Annotated in this window: 20 protein-coding genes and 2 pseudogenes; 15 read left to right on the top strand and 7 right to left on the bottom strand. The window is 59.5% G+C overall.

Annotated elements, in window-relative coordinates; genetic code table 11:
• Window positions 1–163 precede the first annotated feature (163 nt).
• Window positions 164–1144 (top strand): glycosyltransferase family 2 protein, encoded by a 981-nt coding sequence (locus ACFQX9_RS27795; protein ID WP_377791142.1) that lies wholly within the window; start codon window positions 164–166, stop codon window positions 1142–1144.
• Window positions 1145–1305: 161 nt separating this feature from the next.
• On the opposite strand, the gene ACFQX9_RS27790 is transcribed toward ACFQX9_RS27795, so the two are convergent.
• On the bottom strand, window positions 1306–1521 hold the full coding sequence (locus ACFQX9_RS27790; protein ID WP_247403856.1) for a hypothetical protein: 216 nt from the start codon (window positions 1519–1521) through the stop codon (window positions 1306–1308).
• 835 nt (window positions 1522–2356) lie between these two features.
• On the opposite strand from ACFQX9_RS27790, the gene ACFQX9_RS27785 reads away from it, so the two are divergent.
• The 5 genes from ACFQX9_RS27785 (at window position 2357) to ACFQX9_RS27765 (ending at window position 11786) form a co-directional block, all read left to right on the top strand.
• Window positions 2357–4873 carry an Ig-like domain-containing protein gene (locus ACFQX9_RS27785; RefSeq protein WP_377791141.1) on the top strand — a complete coding sequence of 839 codons (2517 nt, stop codon included), beginning with the start codon at window positions 2357–2359 and terminating at the stop codon, window positions 4871–4873.
• Window positions 4874–5194: 321 nt separating this feature from the next.
• Window positions 5195–6898, top strand: a complete 1704-nt coding sequence (locus ACFQX9_RS27780) for a type I secretion system permease/ATPase (protein ID WP_377791140.1) — start codon at window positions 5195–5197, stop codon at window positions 6896–6898.
• Entirely contained in the window at window positions 6895–8208 is a 1314-nt protein-coding gene (locus tag ACFQX9_RS27775; protein WP_354060854.1) for an HlyD family type I secretion periplasmic adaptor subunit, read from the top strand. The genes ACFQX9_RS27780 and ACFQX9_RS27775 overlap by 4 nt, the downstream gene beginning before the upstream one ends.
• Window positions 8209–9017: 809 nt before the next feature.
• Window positions 9018–9632: a transglutaminase-like cysteine peptidase gene (locus ACFQX9_RS27770; protein ID WP_377791139.1), complete on the top strand. Its 615-nt coding sequence runs from the start codon at window positions 9018–9020 to the stop codon at window positions 9630–9632.
• Between the two features lie 426 nt (window positions 9633–10058).
• Window positions 10059–11786 (top strand): PQQ-dependent sugar dehydrogenase, encoded by a 1728-nt coding sequence (locus tag ACFQX9_RS27765; RefSeq protein ID WP_377791138.1) that lies wholly within the window; start codon window positions 10059–10061, stop codon window positions 11784–11786.
• Between the two features lie 608 nt (window positions 11787–12394).
• Here the strand turns inward: ACFQX9_RS27765 and ACFQX9_RS27760 are convergent.
• The 3 genes from ACFQX9_RS27760 to ACFQX9_RS27750 form a co-directional block, all read right to left on the bottom strand.
• Window positions 12395–13687 (bottom strand): ERF family protein, encoded by a 1293-nt coding sequence (locus ACFQX9_RS27760; RefSeq protein ID WP_377791137.1) that lies wholly within the window; start codon window positions 13685–13687, stop codon window positions 12395–12397.
• 22 nt (window positions 13688–13709) lie between these two features.
• The gene (locus tag ACFQX9_RS27755) at window positions 13710–13934 is read right to left on the bottom strand and encodes a hypothetical protein (RefSeq protein ID WP_377791136.1); all 225 of its coding nucleotides are present in this window, start codon (window positions 13932–13934) and stop codon (window positions 13710–13712) included.
• Between the two features lie 73 nt (window positions 13935–14007).
• The gene (locus ACFQX9_RS27750) at window positions 14008–14820 is read right to left on the bottom strand and encodes a YqaJ viral recombinase family protein (RefSeq protein ID WP_377791135.1); all 813 of its coding nucleotides are present in this window, start codon (window positions 14818–14820) and stop codon (window positions 14008–14010) included.
• 594 nt (window positions 14821–15414) lie between these two features.
• Between ACFQX9_RS27750 and ACFQX9_RS27745 the strand changes: the two genes are divergently transcribed.
• The 4 genes from ACFQX9_RS27745 to ACFQX9_RS27730 all read left to right on the top strand — a co-directional run bounded on the left by ACFQX9_RS27745 (window position 15415) and on the right by ACFQX9_RS27730 (window position 17865).
• Window positions 15415–15987 (top strand): hypothetical protein, encoded by a 573-nt coding sequence (locus tag ACFQX9_RS27745; protein ID WP_377791134.1) that lies wholly within the window; start codon window positions 15415–15417, stop codon window positions 15985–15987.
• 3 nt (window positions 15988–15990) lie between these two features.
• Window positions 15991–16527 (top strand): hypothetical protein, encoded by a 537-nt coding sequence (locus ACFQX9_RS27740; protein ID WP_247398396.1) that lies wholly within the window; start codon window positions 15991–15993, stop codon window positions 16525–16527.
• A gap of 399 nt (window positions 16528–16926) precedes the next feature.
• Entirely contained in the window at window positions 16927–17466 is a 540-nt protein-coding gene (locus ACFQX9_RS27735) for an acyltransferase (protein ID WP_377791133.1), read from the top strand.
• 177 nt (window positions 17467–17643) lie between these two features.
• Window positions 17644–17865, top strand: a complete 222-nt coding sequence (locus ACFQX9_RS27730; protein WP_007592800.1) for a hypothetical protein — start codon at window positions 17644–17646, stop codon at window positions 17863–17865.
• A 58-nt stretch (window positions 17866–17923) separates the two neighbouring features.
• Here ACFQX9_RS27730 and ACFQX9_RS27725 read toward each other — a convergent pair whose 3' ends face one another.
• A complete protein-coding gene (locus tag ACFQX9_RS27725) occupies window positions 17924–18265 on the bottom strand; it encodes an H-NS family nucleoid-associated regulatory protein (RefSeq protein ID WP_085348339.1) in 342 nt (113 codons plus the stop codon).
• Window positions 18266–19236: 971 nt separating this feature from the next.
• Here ACFQX9_RS27725 and ACFQX9_RS27720 point away from each other — a divergent pair.
• Window positions 19237–19983, top strand: coding sequence for a response regulator transcription factor (locus ACFQX9_RS27720; RefSeq protein WP_085348338.1), 747 nt, complete (start codon window positions 19237–19239; stop codon window positions 19981–19983).
• Window positions 19984–19995: 12 nt separating this feature from the next.
• On the opposite strand, the gene ACFQX9_RS27715 is transcribed toward ACFQX9_RS27720, so the two are convergent.
• The gene (locus ACFQX9_RS27715) at window positions 19996–20268 is read right to left on the bottom strand and encodes a hypothetical protein (RefSeq protein ID WP_166517484.1); all 273 of its coding nucleotides are present in this window, start codon (window positions 20266–20268) and stop codon (window positions 19996–19998) included.
• Between the two features lie 237 nt (window positions 20269–20505).
• Here ACFQX9_RS27715 and ACFQX9_RS27710 point away from each other — a divergent pair.
• Window positions 20506–20829: pseudogene (locus ACFQX9_RS27710) on the top strand (hypothetical protein); the annotation flags it as partial.
• A gap of 830 nt (window positions 20830–21659) precedes the next feature.
• Window positions 21660–22142, top strand: coding sequence for a phasin family protein (locus tag ACFQX9_RS27705; RefSeq protein WP_085352703.1), 483 nt, complete (start codon window positions 21660–21662; stop codon window positions 22140–22142).
• A 279-nt stretch (window positions 22143–22421) separates the two neighbouring features.
• On the opposite strand, the gene ACFQX9_RS27700 is transcribed toward ACFQX9_RS27705, so the two are convergent.
• Window positions 22422–23213, bottom strand: coding sequence for a Crp/Fnr family transcriptional regulator (locus tag ACFQX9_RS27700; protein ID WP_085352704.1), 792 nt, complete (start codon window positions 23211–23213; stop codon window positions 22422–22424).
• A gap of 464 nt (window positions 23214–23677) precedes the next feature.
• Between ACFQX9_RS27700 and ACFQX9_RS27695 the strand changes: the two are divergent.
• Both ACFQX9_RS27695 and ACFQX9_RS27690 read left to right on the top strand, forming a co-directional pair.
• Window positions 23678–23860, top strand: a pseudogene (locus ACFQX9_RS27695) (IS21-like element helper ATPase IstB); the annotation flags it as partial.
• A 248-nt stretch (window positions 23861–24108) separates the two neighbouring features.
• Window positions 24109–24401 (top strand): transposase (locus ACFQX9_RS27690; RefSeq protein WP_377791131.1); only part of this gene is annotated, 293 nt, incomplete at its 3' end.

The raw sequence follows: 24401 nt of genomic DNA, 5'->3' as shown, positions 1-24401 counted from the left end.
ATGAGCCAATAAATGCTTTTTGTATATTCTCGATTTATAATGATCGTGATTTAATGACAGTCAAGGTATATAATTTACGTCGACGAGTATATAATCCTCGGCGGAGCATTCCGAGTGGTGTTACTCTCGGTAGCCGCCGGTCGGCAGAGCAGGGACGGTGTGCATGGTACTCGCGGCTGGGGAATTGGAGCGGTCTGCTCGCGTCGTTTCCATTATCGTCGTCAGTTACAACACGCGCGAGATGACGCTCGAATGCCTGCGGTCGGTGGTTGCGCAGACACGCCAGCCCTTCGAACTGATTGTGGTGGACAATGCCTCGTCCGACGGATCCGCCGCAGCGATCGCGGCAGAGTTTCCGAATGTGCGCCTGATGGCAGAAATCGAGAATCACGGCTTCGCGAAGGCCAACAACATAGCTGCCTCCCATGCCCGCGGGGAGTATCTTCTGTTGCTCAACCCTGATACCGTCGTGCTTGAGAGAGCTATCGATCGGCTTCTTGATTTCGCGCGTCGTGTCCCCGAAGCCGGAATCTGGGGCGGCCGGACGCTTCACGGTGACCACAGCCTCAACCCCACCAACTGCTGGCGGCGCATGACGCTGTGGAGTCTGGCGAGCCAGGTAATGGGGCTATCGAGCCTGTTCCGCCGCAGCACGCTTTTCAATCCCGAAGGCTACGGCGGTTGGCCGCGCGATAGCGAGCGCCGGGTCGATATCGTCACCGGGTGTTTCCTACTGATCAGACGGGAATTCTGGAAGGACCTCGGAGGTTTTGACCCGAGTTACGTGATGTATGGCGAAGAATCCGATCTCTGCCTGCGCGCCCAAGCGAAGGGGGCGCGGCCGATGATCACGCCCGAAGCTCAAATCGTCCATTATGCCGGTGCTTCCGAAACAGTGCGGTCCGACAAAATGGTGCGGCTGCTGCGTGCCAAGGTGCTGCTGATCCGGCGGCATTTTCCTCGTTGGCAGCGGCCGGCCGGCCTGATGCTCTTCCGGCTTTGGCCGCTCAGCCGATACTGGGCAACGCGCGCGCTAAGACGGCGCATGACTGCCCAAACCTGGAGCGAGATCTGGCGACGACGGCCCGAATGGTGGCATGGCTGGCCGGAAACTGGGAAGCGGCCGTCTTCTGGTCCCTGCTGATCGGAATGTCAATCGCGCTTCGGGTGTCGAGTTGATCTAGATCAAATTTTGGCTTCTTTCAGCGGCCGCTTGGTACGAGGTGCCCGCAGGACTGCCATGAAATCAAATTCAAGCCTTAGGCGCGGTTCCGAAAATCCCGAACCGCCATAGAGGTTTCTGTATCAACGAAAAATTTCCAGGATATACTTGCGTCCGGAAAGCGCAGGGAAGTGCTCGACAGGCCGCTCGGCCGCTTTTCGTAGCAGAGATTTGACTTTTGCGAAGCGTTGCTCGAGGGGACTGAAGTCCGACAAATAGGGTGAGTTTAAGCCGTTTGCACCAGCAGCTTCGATCGTCCGGTATCCCCCGGCGTCCCAGGCGCTGCGATTGTCCAGCATGACAATCTTACCTGGCCCAAGAGGTGGTGCAGGACTAGTTCACTTACCTTCCGGTGCAATGGTGCAATCACCGAGCTTTCTCATTATGGGCTGGGACGATGACCGAAATCAACATTGTGACTCACGGCAGCAGTCGGTTGGGACAGAACGAAAATAACTTTTAATAGAGGCCGTGGCCAAAGCAGTACAGATGAAGCGGCCGCTATTAGGTTGAGCGTGACTTTAAACAAATCAGCGCTTGACCCTGAGTCATTCTCGCGGAATGTCGCAGTCCTATTCTGTTACATCAAATCCGGGTTGAGCGAATGGGCTGCACTGCCGGTTGCAGAAAGGCAATCATCGTGCTGCGAGAGAGGGGCAATCCGGTATTGCGTCGACTGCTGGCCCGCCGGCGACTTGATCTACTCTCCGCCGACGAGTTGCGTTTCTTCGCCAGGCCCGCCTCGGATCACACTACGTGCTCCTACACATATTCGACGGTCGGCGGTGTGCGAGGACTTGCAGTCGCTTCAGTTTCTAACTCAGAAATTTTAAATGATGTGTGTCATTTCGAATTCTCAGATCTGTCGATGAGATAAATAATCATAAAAGCACTTTTAAACGGCTCATTTGTAGTGCGCAGTACAGCGCTTTTCGACGCCGTGATATCAAGCAGAGAATCGAAGAGAACGAAAATAACCCCAGCTAGGCCCACGTCTGGTCCCAAAAAAGCCGTCGCCGGCCGACCAATACGTCGGCACACCAGCCCGAGCTCGGGGGCATGAGCGGAGACAAATTGCGCTCATGCGACGCAGAAGGCGGACGTCGGCTTCGGGTACAATAGAGGAAAATCTACATGACTGGTACGATTAACCCTGCGCTCTTCGGTATGCCGGACGCGACGACGACAGGCCCACAGGCTGGCGTGACGCTCACCCCCTATAAGGGGCCGATGACCATCACGACTGCGGGCGCAGTCATCGAGAACGTGACCATTAACGGCCAACTTACCATCGCCGCTCCGAACGTAACGATCAAGAACTGCGTCATCCAGGCTGGTGGTGATTCGAACTGCATCTATAGCGACCAAACTCCTATAACGGTTCAGAACTGCAAACTGATCGGAGGCGACTTAACCGACAACGGTATTCTCGGCAACGGAACGTTTACCGGCAACGACATTTCGCATGTCAGGATTGGCATCCAATGCACGAGCGGTTCGAGCACCATCCGTGACAACTATATCCACGACCAGTTCATGAACATCTCCGATCCACATTATGACGGCGTCACCGTCCTGGGCGGCCAAAACCATATGGTGATCGAGCACAATACGATCTACGCTCCTGCGGACCACGGGACGGCCGAAATCTTGATCCAGAACGTCTTTGGTCCCGTCGACGATGTTCAGATCAACAACAACCTGTTGTTGGGCACTCCGTCCTATGCAGTGTATTTCGAGGACAAGACAGGCACCCCAAACCTCACAAACATCGCTTTTACCAACAACTATGTCCAGCGCGGTGCCGCCGGCTACTATGAAATAGTTCACGCCAATCCGACTATGTCGGGCAATGTGGAATGGAACAACAACACCGACCCGACTCCGTATCCCACCTCGTTGCCTAGCTCGCCCGCTCCGACAGCGCCTTCCGCTACAACGATCGCTTCGTTTTCGGACGATACGGGAAAGGCTGGCGACGGCGTCACCAACGACAGCACCGTTGAGCTTAAGGGCACAGCTGCTGCCGGAAGCACTGTCAAGATCTACGACGGTTCGACCCAGATCGGTTCGACGACTGCGACTTCGACCGGAAGCTGGGACTACATCACAAAGGTCCTGACTGACGCTAAGCACACGCTGACCGCAACGGCGACTAACTCGTCCGGTCAGACCAGCGTGGCGTCGTCTGCGTTGGCAATCACCGTCGACACCAAAGCGCCGTCGGCGCCGACCATTGCCAGCCATACGGTGAACAGTGCAAATCAGGTGGTGCTGTCGGGCACGGCCGAAGCGAGCAGCGTCGTAAAGGTGTTCGACGGCACGACCCAGATCGGGACCGCCACGGTCAACAGCAATGGCGCGTGGGGCTACACCAGTGGCGCCCTTGCGGCCGGTTCGCACAGCCTCACTGCGAAGGCAACGGACGCCGCAGGCAACACCGGCGCGGCGTCCAGCGCGTTCGCGGCCAGCACCGGTACCTCGACGGCCCCCACCGCGCCGACGTCGCCAACTGCTGGCACGGTGATCGAGTCGGCCGGTGCGACACGTCTCGTGGAGAGCGGTGACAAATACTACCTCAACAGCAGCACCGGGACGGGCCCGTCCCTGCAGTCTCACGGCGTGGATTTTGTCGACGGGTCAGATGGCACCTGGGCGCCGATTGGTGCCGAGAAGACTGCCACGGGCTATGAGGTTGTCTGGAAAGAGGCGAGCACGGGTCAGTACACGGCGTGGAACACCGACAGCAACGGCAACTACGTCTCCCATGTCAGCAGCCTGACCGGCTCCACGTCGGGCGGCTCGGTGTCGGGGACGAACTCGGGCCTTAAGTCGCTCGAGACGACCTTCCACCAGGATCTGAACGGTGACGGGCAGATCGGTGCTACCAGTTCGACCACACCGACGTCGCCAACGCCAACTGCTGGCACGGTAATCGAGTCGGCTGGTGCAACACGTCTCGTTGAGAGCAGCGACAAATACTACCTCAACAGCAGCACCGGGACCGGCCCCTCGCTGAAGTATCACGGCCTGGATTTCGTTGATGGGTCAGATGGCACCTGGGCTCCCATTGCTGCGGAAAAGGTGGCGACGGGCTATCAGGTCGTCTGGAAGGAAGCGAGCACCGGCCAGTACACGGCGTGGAACACCGACAACAACGGCAACTACGTTTCCCACGTAAGCAGCCTGACCGGCTCCACGTCGGGCGGCACCGTGTCGGGTACGAACACCGGCCTTAAATCGCTCGAGACGAGCTTCCATCAGGATCTCAACGGCGATGGGCAGGTCGGTACGTCGAGCGTTGCTACGTCGTCCACGAGCACCACTTCCCTCGCTGCGACTTCGAGCTCGACGAGCAGCAACGTACAGACGAGCACGTCAGGAAATGACGCCTTCGTTGGCACCACCAAGGCCGACACGTTCTCGTTTGCTGCGAATTTCGGCAACGATGTCATCAAGGACTTCACTGTCAGCGGACCTGCTCACGACACGATCCAGTTCAGCAAGAGCGTGTTCGACAGCTTTGCGAGTGTTCTTTCCCATGCGACACAATCGGGTCAGGACGTCGTGATCGCGACGGGGGGCGACACGCTCACGCTGAAGAACATGAAGGTTGGTTCGTTGACCAGCCACGACTTCCACTTCGCGTAAGGGACGAGTCAACCACACAGACGAGTACTCAACAACTGCCTCGGGGATCTCTTGGGGGATCTCCCGAGGCTTGTTTCAAGGGCGGGTGTCATGACTGACTCTGGACGGCGGGGGGTGATCTCCCCGCTTGTGAATTCTTATCGTATCCCACTTATGCATTTGTCAGGACTATGGTCTCTCGGACGACAGTGGGCGGATCACGCCGAACTGCGGACGCCGCGACTGACCGGCTGGGCGAAGCGCCCGGTCGAGGCCCTGCGGAAACGGATATTCGCTGGTCGATCCCGGCCAGCGGAGGACTATGACGAGCCGCATTCAGAGATGTCGGCTTTCCTGCGGTCGTGCCGCCGGATTTTCTGGGCTCTCGCGGCCTTCAGTGGGATGAGCAATCTCCTCATGCTCACCGGCTCGTTTTTCATGCTGCAAGTCTATGATCGGGTGCTGCCCGGGCGCAGCATACCGACGCTGATTGCCTTGATGGTTTTGGCCACGGTTCTCTACCTGTTCCAGGGCGGGCTCGACCTCGTGAGGAGCAGGATCAGCGCCCGGGTCGGCCGGTATTTCGATGAAAGGCTCAGCCTTCGCATATTCGACGCCCTCGTTCGCCTGCCTTTGAAGACCAGAGCGGATGGCGATGGCTTACAGCCGGTGCGGGATCTCGATCAGGTCCGCAGCTTCCTGTCGAGCGGAGGGCCGACGGCGCTCTTTGATCTGCCCTGGATGCCGATCTATCTCGGCGTCTGCTTCCTCTTTCACTTCTGGATTGGCGTGACTGCGCTGGCCGGCGCGCTGGTCCTGATCGGCATTACGATGCTGACGGAAACGCGCACACGAGGCCCGGCAAAGGCGTCCTCGCGTCTCGCGGTCTCGCGAACCGCGCTGGCGCTGGAAGGGCGGCGAAATGCCGAGGTTCTACAGGCCATGGGCATGCGGCAACAGGCGGGCTTACGTTGGCGGGATGTCAACGCGAAGTACCTCGCGGCCCATGAGCAGGCCAGCGATGTCGCAAACGGGCTCGGTGGCGCCTCCAAGCTCTTCCGGGCGATCTTGCAATCGCTGGTTCTTGCCGTTGGCGCCGTCCTCGTCATCAACCAGGAATCGACGGCCGGCATCATCATTGCCGGATCGATCCTCACCGCGCGGGCACTGGCGCCCGTCGAAATGGCCATCGCGAACTGGAAAGGCTTTGTCGCCGCGCGGCAATCGGGGCAAAGGCTCGATCGCTTGCTGAAGCTTCTGCCCAGCGAGGAGGAGCGGTTGGCATTGCCTGCGCCCGTTGAAACCCTCACTGCCGAGCACCTCTATATTGGCACCCCGAACTCGGAGAGGCCCACCGTCAGTGAAGTGTCGTTCCAGCTGCGGAGCGGGCAAGCCGTTGGAATCATCGGTCCGAGCGGCTCCGGCAAATCGACGTTGGCACGCGCGCTGGTGGGAGTGTGGCCGTGCATTCGAGGCAGGATCCGGCTCGACAACGCTTCGCTCGATCACTGGTCTTCGGACGCCCTCGGCAAGCACATCGGTTATCTGCCTCAGGACGTCGAATTGTTCGACGGCAGCATTGCAATGAACATTGCACGGTTCGATCCGCAGGCAACGGCCGCCGCAGTTCTGGAAGCTTCGCATGCCGCGGGCGCGCACGATCTCATCCTGTCGCTGCCAGACGGCTACGGCACGAAGATCGGCGAAGGAGGGTTAGCGTTGTCGGCAGGGCAGCGACAGCGTATCGGGCTCGCGCGCGCCTTTTACGGCAAGCCGTTCCTGGTCGTACTTGATGAACCCTCTTCCAATCTCGATGCCGAGGGCGAGGACGCCTTGACCGAGGCGATCTTGAACGTGCGCCGTCGAGGCGGAATTGTCGCCGTTGTTGCGCACCGTCCGAAGGCGTTGGAAGGTGTAGACCATGTCTTGTGCCTCGGGGAAGGCAGGGTGCAGTCCTTCGGCAAAAGAGAGGAGGTCCTCAAGAGAGTGTTGCGAAATCCCACACCGCTCAAGGTCGTCGCGGAAGCTCAAGGAGGCGGCCGATGAATGGCCAGGTGACACCGGCGATGCAATCCATCCAGCGTTACATGATCGTGGGTATGATCATGTTTGGTTTGGTAACCTTTGGAGTCGGCGGTTGGGCGACAACGACCCAATTGTCGGGCGCGGTGATCGCCCAAGGCGTGGTTGTGGTGGATTCGAGCGTCAAGAAGGTTCAGCACTCTACTGGTGGGATCGTGGGAGAGTTGCGCGTGCGGGAGGGGGCGCGGGTTAATGCAGGGGATATTTTGATCCGCCTCGACGAGACGCAGACGCTCGCGAATGCCACCATCGTCACGAACAGCCTCGATGAACTGTTCGCGCGACAGGCTCGTCTGGAGGCCGAGCGCGATGGCGCCGAACAGGCCGTCTTTCCCAAGGTGCTGCTCGACCGGGCCAAGGAGAGCAACTCCGAGGCGAGCCGTGCGATTACTGCGGAGCGAAAGCTGTTCGAGCTGCGTCGTCAGGCGCGGAGCGGCCAAAAAGCGCAGTTGCAGGAGAAAAGCGCGCAGCTGGAAAACGAGATCAAAGGCCTCACGGGGCAGACCGAGGCCAAGCAGAAGGAAGTCGAATTTATCCGGCAGGAGCTGGAGGGCGTGCGCAGTCTCTGGCAGAAAAATCTGGTGCCGATCACGCGGCTCAATTCCCTCGAGCGTGATTCCGCTCGCCTCGAAGGCGAGCGCAGCCAGCTGGCAGGAATGATTGCGCAGTCGAAGGGCAAGATCGCCGAAATCGGACTCCAGATCATTCAGATCGACCAGGACCTGCGGACGGAAGTGGGCAAGGATCTGATCGAAACGCGATCGAAGCTCTCCGAACTGAGCGAGCGCAAGACTGCGGCGGTCGATCAATTGAATCGGATCGATATCAGGGCACCGCAAACCGGTCGCGTCCACGAGCTGAGCGTCCACACGGTCGGAGGTGTGATCTCTCCCGGCGAGCAGATCATGCTGATCGTGCCCGATGCGGACTCGCTTGCGGTTGAGGTCAAGATCGCACCGCGCGATATCGACCAGGTCTATATGGGGCAGACCGCGACAATGCGCTTCGCGGCGTTCAACCAGAAGACCACGCCCGAAATCGACGGAGAGGTCAGCATGGTCTCGGCAGACATCACCCAGGACCAGCGTGCCGGCACGAGCTACTACACGGGTCGCGTCCTGCTGAAGCCGGAAGAGCTGGCGAAACTCGGGTCGGCCAAGCTGTTGCCCGGCATGCCGGTCGAGGTTTTCATCAAGACGGCAGGTCGCACAGCACTATCCTACCTGCTCAAGCCGCTGCACGATCAGGCGGAGCGCGCATTCAAGGAGCGCTGACTCTTCGCGGGAAGATAGCACCGCTCGACTGCGCGAATTCGGGCTGGCACCCTATCCGTGGGCGCCAGCGTTGCGATTAGCCTCTGAACGAAGGCACGGCTGGGCGGCTGGAAGCATCCGCAGCGGACGTGGCTGGCCGACGAGTGCGCGTCACAAGCCAGGACGGAGCCTGCGGTCTGGTTTGAAGGCTCGACCGCGGCGTTCTGGTAATGTCTGGTCGTCGCAAGAGATTTGGTGGGGCGAGCGCGATGAGATCGACCCACCTCCTGATCAACTGCAATAGATCGCGCGGCTTTGGACCGATCGACCGCAGCGGATGCCTGTTGTCCGTGGACAAGGCTACGGACCGCTCGAACGACCGTCCGCCCAGACGTCCATTCGCCTGACAGGGTCATCGCCGCGACGAAGACAAGTATTGAAGCCTCAGCCCCCCAGGGATGACGAGTAGCTTGACGACCTCGGTGGATGATTAAATCAACAAATCATGGTGGGGCGCTAAATTGTTGCCTGAACCCTGGATGCGCGAAGCACGTTCCGTGCGGCGCTTGACGGGCCTCTCCACCGGGACACCCGCGCCGATCAACCTCCCGCTCCATTCATTCTTCCCGTCTCTCCCTCGGCAGGGCCGCTGGCGACTCCCTGCAAGCGACTTTTGCATCAATTTAATTGTTTATTTATTCTTGCAGGTCGAATTAAATCGAAATAGGATTAAATATTATAATATGAGAGATAATCGTCCCCGCGGCCGGGGCCGCCGCGCTGGGCGGTGAATCCGGGCCTCAGCTTGGCGTTCGCAGCGGGATCGGCAGATGCAACGAACCTCCGGGCCAGTCGTCGCGGCAGCCATAGCTGTCATGATAGGAGGCGCTCCGTGCGGGCGAGCGGCGCTGTTGACCATGCCGACCGCTCCGCAGGCGGCTCTTGCACATATCGAGCTGGGGCGCCCGACGCTTCCGCCCTTCAGCTACACGGTGTTTTGCCAGCGCTATGAGACCGAGTGTCGCCCGCGGCGCTTCTTCCGCGGCGGGCCGGTGCGGTTGATTGAGAAGCGATGGGCGGACCTGAGGGAAATCAATCGCACGGTCAATTCGGCGATAGCGCCGGTTCGCAACGAGCTCGGACTCGCTGGCGAGACCTGGATCATCAACCCCGCTGGCGGCGATTGCAATGATTACGCAGTCAGCAAGCGCCACGAGCTGCTTCAGCGGGGCTGGCCGGCGCGGGTCCTGCTATTGAGCGAAGTCGTGGTCGGCTCCGGAGAGCACCATTTGGTGCTTCTCGTGCGTACCAGGAGCGGCGATGTGGTTCTCGACAATCTCACCCCGCAGATCAAGCCGTGGTGGCGGACGCCCTATCGCTGGGTTCGGGTCCAGAGCCCCGGCAGGGACAGACTGTGGGCCGTGGTTGGGCGGCTAGGGGCATGAGCTCGAAATTAATGAATTTAGATTGCGGCGCGGCACGCTTGTACGAGTTAAAGCGTTAGGGAGAATCAAATGGAGTTCCGGCGATCCACTGAGGTGGAGACTGAGGGATTGCGAAGGGTGTGGCTGATTCCACCGTCGGGAAAGGATGTGGGTCCACACTTCGACTTTCTCAATCAAACGCGATCCAAAGGAAAACCTCATCGGCGCGGACAATGGCACTATCCGGTGGTGTGGTATGCCATGTGTGTCGTGCTGCTTTTGCTATTTCCAGTACTGACCTACGGGATGGCATTTTGGCGGCTTCCTCCTGCCCAGTCGCTTCCACTTGGCTGTCTTATGGCGTCTTTCGTCCTAAGCGCCGCATGTACTCTCTTGATCAGGCCCTCATCGCCGGGGCGGGGATTGGGTGGGACAATCGCGTCCACAATGGCGATTTTTGGTGTGGTCTTCTTGGGGTTTGTCCTCACCAGAACCGATTATTCCCGCGCCGTCACCCTCGGGATTTTCACGTCTGCCCTGGTGCTCGTCCCCGCCCCGTACTTCGTAGGAAATGCGGCGCTGCACCAAGCTCTGGCGCTTGGCGGCCTGCTGGCAGCGGCGGCCGCGGGGTTGTTCGCATTGCGGGTTACACCCGATGTAGCGGTGCACACTAATACCTTGATCAAGACTGAGTTCTACAATTTGGACGTTCACACTTATTCGAACGCGTTTCCAAAATCTGCGGTGCGGGGCGGCGCACTGGCCCGGATCGGCGATCGTTATCTTCTCGTGAGCGGAGACGGCCATCTCCATGTTTTCTCCTGGGAAGCGGTCGACCACATGACCGTCCACACGCTGCCGTATCTGGTACCGATCAACGGCGAGGCGTTTTCCGCGGCTGCAGGCCGTCCATGGGCAGACCGCTCTGACTGGGTGCCTCAAGAGACCCAGAGCAGAGAGGCCGGACACGAGATTCTTAATCCTGAGTGGTTCCGAACGTATGACCTGCTGGTTCAGGAGGTCGGCGCCAGTACACGCATTTTCGTCTCGCACGCTTACTGGCATGTTGGTCAGGAATGTTGGACCGAACGCATCTCCGTCCTCGAGGCGAACCGCGCGGCATTACTTCGCGGCGAATCTGTCTCCGGATGGAGAACTCTATATGAGACCTCACCTTGCCTGCCAACGCGCGGCGAACACCGCCGCCGCGGGATTCCTTTTGTCGGTTATTTTGGTGGGGGCCGGATGGCTCTCTTAAATCCGGAAACGCTGCTGTTGACCGTCGGAGATTTTGGCTTCGACGGGGCTGCCTCGGTTCACGCCTATGCACAGGACCCGGCAGCCTCGTACGGCAAAACACTGGCCATTAACATTACGGATGGAAACACTCAAATTTTTACGATTGGTCACCGAAATGCGGAAGGCCTCTATATCGATCGGTCTGGAACGATTTGGTCGACCGAGCATGGCCCGCAGGGCGGCGACGAACTCAATCAGCTGGTCCGGGGCGCAAATTATGGTTGGCCATTCGCGACCTATGGAACAGACTATGGTTCGTTTTCGTGGCCGCTGAATAAACCTGATGCGGAGCAGAAGGGCTATGAAGCTCCAGTGTTCGCTTGGGTCCCCTCGATCGCAGTTTCTAATTTGATCGGGGTGGAGCGCGGATTGTTTGCGCAGTGGCAAGGTGATCTCCTGATCGCCACACTCAAGGCGGCGTCGCTGTTTCGCGCGCGTGTGCGGGACGGTCAGGTCAAATACCTCGAACCGATCGCGATCGGGAGTCGCATCCGCGACCTCATCGAGGGCAATGATGGCAGTCTCTTGCTATGGACGGATGAACAGAAAATGATCTCCCTTCGTCCCAAGGAAGGTGCCACGGGTGAAACTCTTTTCGCGGAGAAGTGTAGCGGCTGCCATCAGCCGAACTTGATGAGTGGCAATCGGATCGGACCAGATTTAGTCGGCATTGTTGGTCGTCAAGTCGCGTCGGTCACGAGCTATCCGGATTATTCATCAAGTTTGCGGCGGGTAGGGGGCACATGGACCGAAGAGCGCCTTAACGAGTTCCTCAAAGCACCAAGCATCTTCTGTCCTGGAACGAGAATGGATTTCCCCGGTGATGTCAGCGCGACAGAACGCCGAGCCATCCTCAGTTATCTACGTACGCTTTGACGGAGCACGTCGTGCCGGCTTTGTAATTTTGCCATGCCTGTGAGCTGTGTCCGATATTCGCCCCACCGTTTAGTCGTTAACGAGAAGATCTTTGGTCCAGAACAAATCCGCCTCTGCCATCGTGGACTCTAAGGCAAGATGTGTGGATGTGTGCGCGGGTGGACACAGAAAATCGGCCGTACGTTGCGGCAAGATGGATTGTCTTGATCGTGTGACGGCCTATTCGATGGCCACAAGCCGGAGCTAATTGTGCCCGACTTCGAGCGCTCCGTGAGCAGCATGGCGACGCGCCCCGACGCATGGGCCCGCTTACGAGTTTCCGGATCTCGTGGAGCCGCAACATGCGCTTTTGTCTTCGCGGCATTGAGTAAGCCGTCGAACAGGACCAAGAGCTCGCGCGCCTGCGCGTAGACTTCCGTGTTGATGGCGTCGCATCGAATCCATAGGACGCAAGACGCGCGTTGATCTCGAACGTAGCGATTGGATCGATCCGCCAGCTCAGCGCGTTTTGCAGCGTGTAGTACACCGCCTTGTCTTCGAACTCCGAGGCGATCACGACCATGCCGATGCGGCGGAGCGTGGCCTCAATCGCCTTTTGGCTATAAGTCTCAAGAAGCTTGTGGCGCAGTACGCGGTAGCGCTGAATCTCCCAGGAGAGTTCGGCGACTGAACTCTGCCGGCAGCGCGGGCGCGCCGTTGGAAGGCCCCGTTCGTAGCGGTGAGGCCTCCTCCCCGGTGCGTGAGGGCACGGCCGCGCTCGGGACGGCGGCACTGGACGGGCTGTGGACTGGGCTCGCCACCCACAAGTCCTGCGCCACCGGCAGCGGCGCGATCTGCATATTGGCCCACCAGGCCCGTTCGTTGCCATGCCGGTGCAGCTCCTGGTGATGGGCGCGACACAGGGGGACGGTGAACTCGTCACTGACCTTGCGGCCGAGCGCCCTAGGTTGGGCGAATTTCAGATGGTGGGCATCGCACGGGGCTCGCTGGCAGACGAGGCAGGGCTGCTTGCGAACGAACAGCAGGTGGGCCTTGCTGCGCTTGCGGGGAGGCTCTTTGGGATGAGCGAGCCCCGTTTCGGGCGGCGCTGGCAGGGCCGGCTGCGGCGCGGTCTCGGTGCCCGCAACCGCTGCCGGCAGCGGTTTTTCTGCCAGGCTTGGCTCGCGATCTAAGGCGTGCGCTTGTTCGACCCTGCTGGCTGCGGGTGGGATGCCGTCCTCAAGCTTGCTCTGATAGGCGGCCTCGACCATGCGGGCGTCCGCCTCCAGTAGGCTGTTCTTGAGTGGAAGGCTGGCCTTGGCCCAGGCGAGCAAGTCAGTGCTGCCAGACAGCGCTGCGAGCTGGCTCAACAGCTGCTCGCGAAGCTCGACGGACTTTGGCGGCACCAGCACCGGCGCGCCGTTGAGCACGCCCTTGGCGGGCTTGGCTTTCGCGCCAACGGCTGGTTGCGGCGCCTCAGCCGGCGGGTCGGCCACCGCGTCCGGCGCATCCAGATCATCCTCGCCGGCAATGCCGACCAGCGTGAACAGCGCATAGCGCCGGGCATAGGTCAGGGCGGCGCCCATCCGGTGCGGCGCGGCGGTGTCGGCGACCGCACACACCGGCCAGTCCGAGGCGATCCATTCCCCGGAGGTGTGGAGCAGGGTAGTCGTGAGCTTGATCAATCCGGTTTCAGTTTCCATCGCCGTGGCCTGCACTGTGGCGATCTCGTGCTTGCTGAGGCATTTGCGCACGATCTCAAGCCCGCTGGCCAGCGAGGCATAGCGGAAGGTGCGGCTCTCCTCACGCGGGAAGGGCGACACGATGGTGGCGGTCAGTAACTTCTCAGGGTTTTCAAGTTCAGCTTGCGCCCGAGCGAGCGCGCCGGCGATCTGGCTGATGGTCTCGCTGTAGCGTTGCATCGCGGTCTCCGTGTTCGGCTGATCAGTCATTAAGGAGGTCCAGCTGGATTGCCAGCACGAGTCCGGCGACGACCAGCTGGAGCTCCAGATGACCGATCAGGGTGAAAATGACGTGGTCCTGCGCGCAACTCGCCTGAAAGGCGCGCAGTTTGGCCCAGAGCTCATCGAACAGCTCGAAGGCGGTCTGGTACAGCTCCGGCGGATCACGCGACGGATCGAGATGAACGAAGTCAAAGGGCGGCTGCATCGGCAGAACCTCCGAAACGTGCGAGCTCGAGCTTGGCGCGAGCTGCGACTCGTGGCTGAGCTTGGCGGGCCACCTAAGGGAGGTCGACCAGCTCGAAGCTGAGCGCGCCGGCTTTGGAGCGCTTAGCGCGCAAGCCGTGGCCGCTCGCCTCCTTGGCGTCTTCCGGCACCAGCGCCTTGAGCTCGGTTTTCGCCCGCTCGTGATCCAGCGCCGCGGCGCGGGTTTGGCGATAGAGCGCGGCCAGTTCCGCCCAGACGTTCGAGCCGGTCATGTCGACCACCCGCACCGCCGCCAGCCGCGGCCGGGGCGGCTCGATGCCGAACAGCTGCGGCGCCTCGCCATTTTGCACGCAGCGCCAGAACTTCTTCTCCGCGGTGAGCAGCAGATGCTGGTACAGGGGATCGGCATGGAGCTCGATTTCCAGCCACTTGCCGCCGCCGGTGATGATCGAGAGCACCGCGGCGCGGGCGGCGACCACCCACATGTTGTGCTGGAGCTGCGCCATGTGCTTGTCCGCCGCCGCTTCCTCCGAGAAATTCCAGGGCAGCATGAACTTGGCCTCGAACACCGCGCCGGTTTGGTACACCAGCCCATCCAGGGTCGCGGCCATCCACTTGTGCACTGGGTGGAATACCCGCCGCTGAACGTGCTCGATCGCGCGGCCGGTTTGGCGCTCGTACCAGGCGCGATTGAGGGGCTCGGTCGCGGTGCCGAGCTGGACGATGAGATCGCCCGACAGGTCGATAGGCTCGACCTCGCCGCGCTTTTCCTGCCAGAGCCGGAGCAGTGCGCCTGCGTCGTTGCCCATGACGACTCTCGCATCACTGCCGCCGATGAACGAGCGGCGAGTCACTGAATCAGGTATTCGTTTTGGCGGAAAATCCATCTGATGAACTCCTGGAGTTGTATGTTTTATACAATATCATATAAAAAAGTCAAGGGCGTGCATGGGACTTTCTAGTGCTCAGCTCCGCGCTGCTCGTGCCTTACTGAGGTGGAGTGCGCTCGACTTGGCTAAGGCCTCAAAGGTCGGCGTAGCGACTATCCGCCGGGTAGAGGTCATTGACGGAGAGATCCCGGTCACCGCTGCGAACGAGCAGGCCCTTCGACAAGCTCTCGAGTCCGCCGGTGTCGAGTTCATCGACGAGAATGGCGGAGGTCCCGGAGCCCGCCTCCGGAAACGAGCCAGCGAAAGACCACGCTCATAGCTCAGACATTCGAATGGGCCTTCGCTGTCAACTAGCGCGTGCGGATAAGCATCTCGGCCTCGAGCCCGAAGCATGGGGTCGCTGCATAGCTCGCGCAGCGAGAATCGAAGACCTCGTTAGGCCTGTTTTAACCCCCGGCCTGTCAGCCTTGTGGTGACGCGAACTTCCACGATTCGGATTAGCGTTTTCCCAGTGGCGGTGTTTTTCCGGGAAGCAGCTCGTCGGACATCAAGGTCGGACGAATGCAATCTCTTATGCGAGAGGCAGGGAAAATGACCGCGCGATCAAACTTTAGTTGCCTTCAGCTGCTTTCTGCACGGCCGGTGCTCACCAGTGAATCGCAGGAGGAGTTCGACGCGCTCGCGATCACTATGATCGAGTACATCAAGCCTGATGACCCGATCCGAGAAAGTTGGGTCATGGACGTGATCCAGGCGACATGGGAGATCGTTCGGTACCAGCGCACTCGAACAGCTTTGATCCAGTCTCAGTACCGCAACGCGCTTTCGAATCTGCTGCAGCACGTTGCGGATGTTGATGAGCTAATCGCTCTGCATCTTGCCGATGGGTGGTTCGGCACCAGGGCAGGCAAGCAGGAAGTAGCCAAGCGGCTCGAGCCGTTTAGCCTTAACGAGACCGCCATTGAGGCCGAAGCGATCAGAATGGTTTTTCCGGATCTCGAAGTGTTGGACAGTCTGCTGACATCGGCGCTGAAGCGACGCAACAAAGCGTTGCGTCTCCTCTCGGAAAGTGAAGCGCCGCTCGCGAGGAGAGCGAGGGAAGTCTCAAACCGAATCATTGCCGAAAACGAAGCGGAGGGCCGCCGTTCTGAAAGGGCTGAATAGAAGATGGCGAGCGCAGGGCAAATCGCCGCCAACCGCCTCAACGCCCGCAAGAGCACCGGGCCGCGGAGTGCTGCAGGCAGATGGCGGACGCGAAAAAACGCCAGCCGGCATGGCCTGGCCGCGGTATTCAGTTGCGACGCGCTAGCGGAGATCAACGAGCTCGCGCGGCAATTCGCCAACGAAGCCGCCGATCCGATGCTGCTCCAGCATGCGCTTGACGCCGCGCATGCTGAATTTATCTTGGTGCGGGTCAAGCTATGGCGCATTGCCTGGCTCGAGCGTACTTACGCGACGGGATCGCCGCAGGATGTTTCCGACGTCGTTTTTATGCGTGAGATGAGAGTATGGCTCGGCAGCTGCGGTGAAAAGCCGCTGAATCTGCCCTCCGAGACAATGCCGCCGCCAGGGCGGGATCGATGCACGGAAGCCATCCGTCGTGCCCTACCCGAGCTTGCCAAGCTCGACCGATACGAGTCGCGTGCGCTGGCGCGCCGCGACCGGGCCTTTCGCGCGTTGCTCCGTCCAGGCAAGACAAGGTAGCGCGAATTTCTGCAGAACGAAGCCAATTTTGTTGAGGAGAATCAAAGCAGGTTTCCAAATTCATGGCGTCCTCTATCCTTTCATCTTCCGAATGCGCGCCCCCTGCGTGGGGTGTCGCTTCGAAACGCTCGCGGGAGGCAGGGCAACCCCACAAAGAGGGCCATCCATTTGCCGCTACGGCACGGTCTCCATCAATCGAGTGGGCGTGCCGGCCAGGGAAAAGCCGGTCCCGGGGTTGCGGAGCTGTTCAACTGGGTGAGGGCGATACCGGCCGGCTGCGCCAAGGAGCGTTCCCCAAGCACCATTGCCGCCACTTTACACTTGTATCGGAGGCTTTGTTGTCCTCTAGTTGGTCATTGCTGTTATGAGCCAATTATGCATTCACAGCACGATCCCAGAATGTCCGATGACTGCCTGGATCAATGGCTCGCATTTGCGCGCGAGTTCTTGCGGGCTCTCGCAATTCGCAAGAGGGAGCAGTTCGACCGGAGGGTCCCGATCGGAGACCTTCTCACCGAACGCGACGAAAACGCCGCAGCATATGGCTTCGGCGAGGGGACCACGATGTACGACAACGTGCTCGTGCTGGGATCTGTCAATGTCGGACGAAATACCTGGATTGGACCAGGATGTATCCTGGATGGCTCGGGGGGAGATTTGCAGATAGGGGACTGGTGCTCCATCTCCGCTGGCGTCCAGATCTACACACATAACACCGTAAATCGTTCTATTTCGCTCGGCAGGGACCCGATCGATTACGCACCCACCTGGATCGGCAATGGAGTATATGTGGGCCCTAATTCCGTGATCCAAATGGGTGTAACGATCGGCGACCGCGCGATCGTAGGTGCAAATTCACTGGTCAACAGGGATATTCCTACAGGTGCGAAGGCGTTTGGCTGTCCTGCGCGCCTTCAGCGGCCCTCAACGTCGAAATAAATGCAATCCGCGGCCGGCCCAAGTTTCCATTTTCGCCGCAACTCCGGTCTCCACCGATCTAATGGCAAATATCCACGGGCAAGCTGAGGAATAAATACTGCATTAACAAATTTAAGTTGCTCTTCCGCTAGTTTGACGTACCATTTAATTGAGGGCTGGCTGTTGCAGGATGATCCCATGACCCATCTCGATACCGACGGCGAAGATCGTCGTGAGTTCTTGAAGAGCTGCGGAAAATTTGCCGCCGTCACCCCTCCTGCCATGACGCTGTTGCTGTCCACCTCTCTTACTTCAGCCGCGATAGCCAGTTCAGGTGGTCATATTGTGCATGGCAACAATGGCTACGGCAACGGCGGCGGTGACGGCAGTCCGAACAATAAAGAGGATCGCGATCGCTAGATGTCGCTGTGGACGGCCGCGCCGTTGCGGCATGTACGGCGTCGGGGCCGCGCCGTGCTCAACCGGTGCGGCGGCGCTTTTGGCTCGATGAGCGGTTGATCAACAGATCGTTTAGCTTCTTGCCGGCTCGAAGCTGCGCTTTCAGCCATCGGGGTTGCTTGCCGCGACCGGACCAGGTCTCGGATGGATTTTTCGGATTTTGATACTTCGGCAGCACTGGCGGGTAGGGGCGGCGCGCACGTCCCTCATTGGGGGCCCCGGAAGTTCCCTCGATCCTGCGAAGCCGCTCTTCGAGCTTGGCTTTTTCCGCAATCATTCTCCGACTAAGAACAGTCGTCACTTCATCGTAAAGCCCCCACAGCTCAGCTGTGGTCGCAGATGCCCACTCTTCGTTTCCCATGGAAGCCGTCCCCACTACTTCCGATTTGAAATAGGAGGGGGGCTTATCAGGTCGAAGCCCCGTCGGGCAAGCCTGATCGGCCCGCGCACAGAACTCTAGTGTGCAGTGCGGTATTTCTTAGCGCTACCAGCCGGGCCTGTGCCTTCGACCGGCCGGTCGCCTCCCAGCCGGTCTCCTCCGGCGGACCCTTCGCATCGGGCCGAGCAAGCGCTGCTCGGCCATCGACACGCGACTACGTAAATTCTGCAATTCGGTAAATTGAACGATCAGAGATTCATGCGTTTGCCGCAAAACAGCCGAAGAATACATATGACCACCTACTCATTACCAGCGATGACCCGTGACCGCAGATTGAAGTTCGCCGGGTTAGCGAAAATATCGCCCGAACTTTGCTGACCAGGTTTTTATCGGTGCTACTGCCGAAGCGGAGCCGTTATCGTTCGAGACGTCTGATTAATGGTTGGAAAATCTCCAGTCCTCATATTGATGTTGGATGAATAGTATTACTTTTTGAGCCTCCTCTTCGTGTTATGGGTCGAGGCTTTTCAGCTGCCTCGCTCCGGTCAAGTTTGTCGAATGTTAGATTTGAATCGTGAATGTGACTATATATCGTTCGTAATAAGTGGGCGGTGATGAGCTTGATGGCGGTTAACCAATCCTGACAAGGCAGCCACATACTGGAGCGCCAGATTTGCGGGAGAGTTTTGCAGATCATAGCCAGCTGAGAAGGCGCTGTCTTGTAGATGAATGGGCTGCTTCGGATTTTCCATGGAGGACCGCAATCCTACGGTGCTGCACGCATTCTCAAAGCGAGTTACAGTGATGTGGCCATCATGCGTTGCCGATGCGCGCCGTGACGAATTGACAGTGCGGCGTTTTGGCAGAACGGATGGTTGTGCTTCCCGCGCGTCTTGAGGTGAATGCAGGAATAAAAAATGCCGCGCGGGGTATCAGGAAAAGGCAGGGGAAGCATGCGCCGCATCAGAGTCGTCATCGCGGATCGGCACCCGATCGTCTTGCAGGGGATCAGCAGCGTCCTTGCGGCGCAGCGCGATTTTGCGATAGTGGCCGCCTGCGGCGATATTGCAAGCTGCATTGGGGCCATCCGACTTCTGGTGCCCGACATTGCACTGGTCGATATTGCAATGCCCAGTATCAGTCGACCGGACATTCTGGCTATCGCAAACACCGCTGGCCAAGGTACCCGGGTCATTTTCTTCGCTGAAAAGGCCGGCGATCAAAGGTTGCAGACGCTGGCCGCGGGCCGCGCCTGCCTTGTCCTCACGAGGGATGCTGAGCCGGAGATGCTGGTCGCGACCCTGAGGAAGGTTGCGGAACGCCAGGGACCGGCATCGCGGTCGCCGTGCACAGGTGGCGAGGTCCGAGGGGCGTCTCACACCGGTGAGGAAAAGGCTCCGACGCAGCTGACCGACCGGGAGCGGCAGATCATGAGACTTGTATCGGAGGGGCTGTCGAACAAGGAGATTGGGCGTTTCCTGAGCATTACCGATGGTACGATCAAAGTCCATCTTCACCACATCTTCCAGAAGCTCGATATCAGCAATCGAACAGTTCTCGCGGCATTTGCAATTTCGCAAAACGGGAAACATGCGGCCGCACGTGAACTCGTCTCTTCCGGCCTACTACAGCAGGATTCGGCGGTTCGAAACGACGAGGACGTCAAGCGAAGCAATGTCCTTCCGGAACGTACGCGTTAGCTGGACATCGCATCATGCTGGGCGGTGAGCATCGGTTGCGGCGCGCAGATGCTCGGCCATGTTGCGGCAGGCTCCTTCGGCCTCAGCCAATGTTCGGAAGGGCGACCCGCTGATCTTGATCGCGCCATTGTTCTCGTACAGTGGTCGCCAACTCGCCAGGTACCCGGAGCGTCCGTGAAAGCCCGGACCGGTAGGGCTCTCCAGGCTGATCACAAACGAGAAGCCATCGCCGCTCGCGCTCCAGATCTCCATGTTTTCGATAGGCCGGTGAAATTGCAGTGGCATGGCAATCATCCGTCGTGCGCTGCCCTTAATCAAGCTAATCAGATATATGCATATTAAATATTAGTTTGACACTCCAGATTGGGGTCCCGGCGCCGGGGCGAGCAAGCCCGAGGCATGGAAATGCTGGCAATCTGCCGGCGGCGCACGCTTCGCAACCTCCATTTTTCAAACAAAATTTTGGTTGAAGGTCTATTTAATATATAATACGAATAAAGCAAATTTAAATCAAGGGAGCGCATCGTGAGCCAAAGTGGCAATGAAGATGACGACCGGCGGGCGTTCCTGAAAACCTGCGGAAGATTCGCGGCCGTGACACCCCCCGTCATGACGCTGCTGCTGTCGACCTCGCTGACCTCGACCGCCATCGCGCGTTCAGGCGGACAGAACGGAGCAACGCATGGCGACGACAAGGGCCAGTCGTTCCTCGACAATGATCGCCCGTCCTCTGCAGCGTCGGGGTCCTCTGGCGGCGGGGCATCTGGAGGCGGGGCATCTGGAGGCGGTGGCGGACCTGGGGGGCGGCGTGGTGGGGCATCTGCTGCCGGAGGGCCATCCGGCGGTGGCGGCGGATCCGGCGGAGCGACCGGTGGCGAAGGACCTTTCGCGACGGGAGGGAACTCCGGAAATCCGGCCGCATATGGAGGGGTCGATTGTGCAGATGAAGAAGACGACGAGCGGAGGCACAAGCCCGAGTGCGAGCGAGCCGCCACTCGACTTTCGAGCGCAACCCGCTCCGAGCCTTAACAACGGTTCGATCCGCTGTTGTTGCAAGCTGAGCAGCCAGACCCAATGGAGCGTGCCGCGCGCCGGGGCACATGAGTACTTTTTTAACGCGCCGCCGCATCGTCATCGGCAACGCAGCATGCCGAATTAGTCGCGTTTTCCTTTGATTGCATATTTTTGCCCAAGTCAAAGCTGGCGGAATTCTCGCGGACATATTGCTAGGAGAACTCACATGAAAATCTGCGCTCGAGTGGACAACCCTGCCGCTGTTCTTCGCCAGCGTCTCGAAGCCCTTGCCTCTCAACTCGCAGAACTTGAGAGTCTCAGGGACCGGGTGGATCGAGAAGAGAACCATCAGCGCGAGCGGCGCCAGTGCGGCTATCTCAGACGACGAGCAAGCTCGGAGTGCAACCGAGCGGTCGCTGCAACGTCGCAGATCTAAAGCTCCGCCTTGTCGCAACCCATCAAATTATTTCAGCGAGAGTCCGAAAGCGAACGGATGTTTCGAATTTAATCGATCATATTTGGCTTCGGCAGGGGGCGAGCGGTTCATCCGCAGCAGCCTCCGGTCACGCCGAGAACAGGGGCGCTGGTTTTCTGGCGCAGTACGTGCCGGGAGCGGGGGTCTTCAATCCATTAACTAGTTTCGCTTGAAAGGATGAAAGCTCGTGAATGATGCCAATGTGAAAGTCGAAACGCAGGCCGATCCGGTGAATGAGAATACGAATGGTGCAAAACCAAGGATCGATTTGCCGCTTTTGAATTTCCAGGAACTCTTCCGTGGATTCGCCGAGCAGGGCGCCGCACAGACCAAGAAAAATATCGCGAGCATGAAAGCGACTTCCGAGGAGATCAGCGACATTCTCCGTGAAGCCTGCTCAATGAACGCCAGAGGGGCCGTCGATTACGGTGCCAAGGTCATCGAGATTTCCAAAGACAATACCAGGGCCACCCTGGAGTTTTTATCCCGGCTCGCTGAGACCAGGTCGCTGCTGGATATCGTGCATCTTTCGACCGCCCGAAGCCGCGAGGCTTTCGAAGTCGTCTCCGCACAGAATCGGGAGCTCTGGGAGCTCGCGCAGAAAGTTGCGATCGAGACGACCGAGCCCATCAAGACCAGCTTCAATAGGGTGTTTCACAAGACCGTCTGAACCGAGGCTAACGGCCGCGCGGTTCGACTGGACGGACATCTCCGCGACGAGGGGACGCTCGGTCCAGTCGATGGCGGGGCAGCGTGCCCTGACCGCACAACAGGTTGCAGGAGATCAAGATGGGTGTGGTGATGATCAAATGCCCGGAAACGGGCGACGCCATTTCGACGGGTATCGAAACCGATCGCGAAAGGTTTCGTTGCAGCGCGGTATTCTTTCGCGCACCTATTGCCGGGTCTGCGCGGCTACACACGAGTGGTTCGCGCGAGAGCCCTGGGTCTACGAGCCTGCCCTGGATAGTCGGTTGCCGGGCGGCTGGCAGGCGTCTCGCGCCGGCGCGGCGTGAATAAGTCCTGCTGCGCCACGCGAAACGATCCGATCGATTCTGCGGCTCATCACCTTGTAGCACTCGCATGCCACGGCTTCGAGCCGCGGCCGGTCAATCTCGAGCTGACCGCGGCGGTTGGATTTCAAGGCTCGTGACGCGCGCAATGCCCTCACAACATGCGTGACCGTGGTGCGCCGGACCCCCAGTAGCTCCGACATAGTCTCCTGTGTCAAAGGGAGGGGATTGCTGCTATTCGCCCGGTCGTGAATTTGAAGCAGCCAGCAGGCCATCCGGGCTTCGACGGAATGCAGTGCATTGCAAGCCGCGACGTGCTGAACCTGCGTCAGCAGCGATCTCGTGAAAATCTGCGCCATGGATGCGATGGCGGGGCTGCGCCCCAGAGCTGACAAAAATTGCGCCGCCGGAATCTGCAGCACGGGCCCTGGTACGCGGACGACTACCGTCACAGATGAGTGGGATGTGCCAAGCGCCAACGTTAGACCGATCGCACCTTCACGACCGATCACCGCTGTGGCGGCAGTCTGCCCGTTCGGCAAGTCCACGATGAAGGCAATCGCGCCGCCACAGGGGAAGAGAAGGTGCTCGATCCGATCTCCCGATCGGACCAGTACGGCGTCGCGCTCGAGCACGACTTTCCGCAGGTGAGGCGCAAGCAAAGCGAAATCGGCCGGCGGCAAGGCTGCTAACAATCGATTACCAACTCTGGTCGCGTGGTCCATCATGGGATTCGTCCCCACCGATGTCCGGCGCTAGGTCTCGTGCCGGCTGGTGCCAGCTGGTCTGCACTACTCAACAGCGATCCAATCGGTCACCGGAGATATGGTTCCAATTGGGAGTCGTGCGTGTGCGACGGCACCGCCACGCACGATCCCGCGAGATCCTGCGATTGGCGCCAACTGGAGACCGGCAGGCTCGCGGGCATTGCAGTTGATTTCGGCCGAGCCTATCGCTCGTCCGCCTTCTCGGGAACCGGAAGAGTGTCCTCGGAGCGGACGCTCTATGCCTGTGGGACGGATGCCAATTTTTGGCCGAATATGCTCAGGCGGCGACTGCCTAATCATTGAACGTTCTTAACTCGTGGCTAAACTCTTAATCAGGCGGGTCCCAGGTTTGGGCCCGCCCACCGCACCTCGCAAAGCCTTAGGCCGATCCACGGTTTGAAGACCGAATTAAAACGGCTTTTCACGTCGAGACCGGCAACGATAGCTGGCGGTTCAAAAGCCGAGACGACGATCACGCGACCCGCGCTCGTCTCGCCTCCGCTATCCCGGCCAGCTCCGACGAGACGAGCGCTACCAGCAAACCCCGCCGCGCAAAGGGGTCAAAATTGGACGCCGATGAGGGGGCAAATTTGCAAACGATGACGTAATTGCGGTCGGCGCTCGTGGCATGCAAGCCGCATTATCGTCGAGCCCTCGCAATCACCTGATTCGAAGGAGCTCCCATGAAGCAGTACGTCGGGCTGGACGTCTCACAGAGAGAAACCGCCGTATGCGTTGTCAACGAGACTGGCCAAGTAATCTTCGAAGGAAAAGCCAAGTCTAATCCTGGTGCCTTGACCGACCTGCTTCGCAACATGCGCCTCAAGCCGAGCGTATCGGCTTCGAGACGGGTGCGATGGCGAGTTGGCTATGGCATGAACTCCGCAGGGTTGAGCTTCCGGTGGTCTGCATCGACGCTCGGCATGCGCACGCAGCTTTGTCGGTCCGTATGAACAAGAGCGGTCAGAATGGTGCGCGAGGCCTTGCAGAACTGGTGCGAGTGGGATGGTATCGAGAGGTCAAGGTCAAAAGTGAGGAAAGCCAAAAGATCCGAGCGATCCTTGTCGCCAGATCTCGGCTAGTGTCGATGCGCCGAGACATTGAGAACCAGATTCGTGGCTTGATCAAGGAATCTGGATTACTATTCCC

Origin of the sequence: Bradyrhizobium sp. GCM10028915, from assembly GCF_042666195.1 — a bacterium.
In the GTDB taxonomy this organism is placed as follows: Bacteria; Pseudomonadota; Alphaproteobacteria; order Rhizobiales; family Xanthobacteraceae; genus Bradyrhizobium; species Bradyrhizobium canariense_D.
Note: the sequence above shows the minus strand (reverse complement) of the source record. Positions and strands in the feature narration are given on the sequence as shown.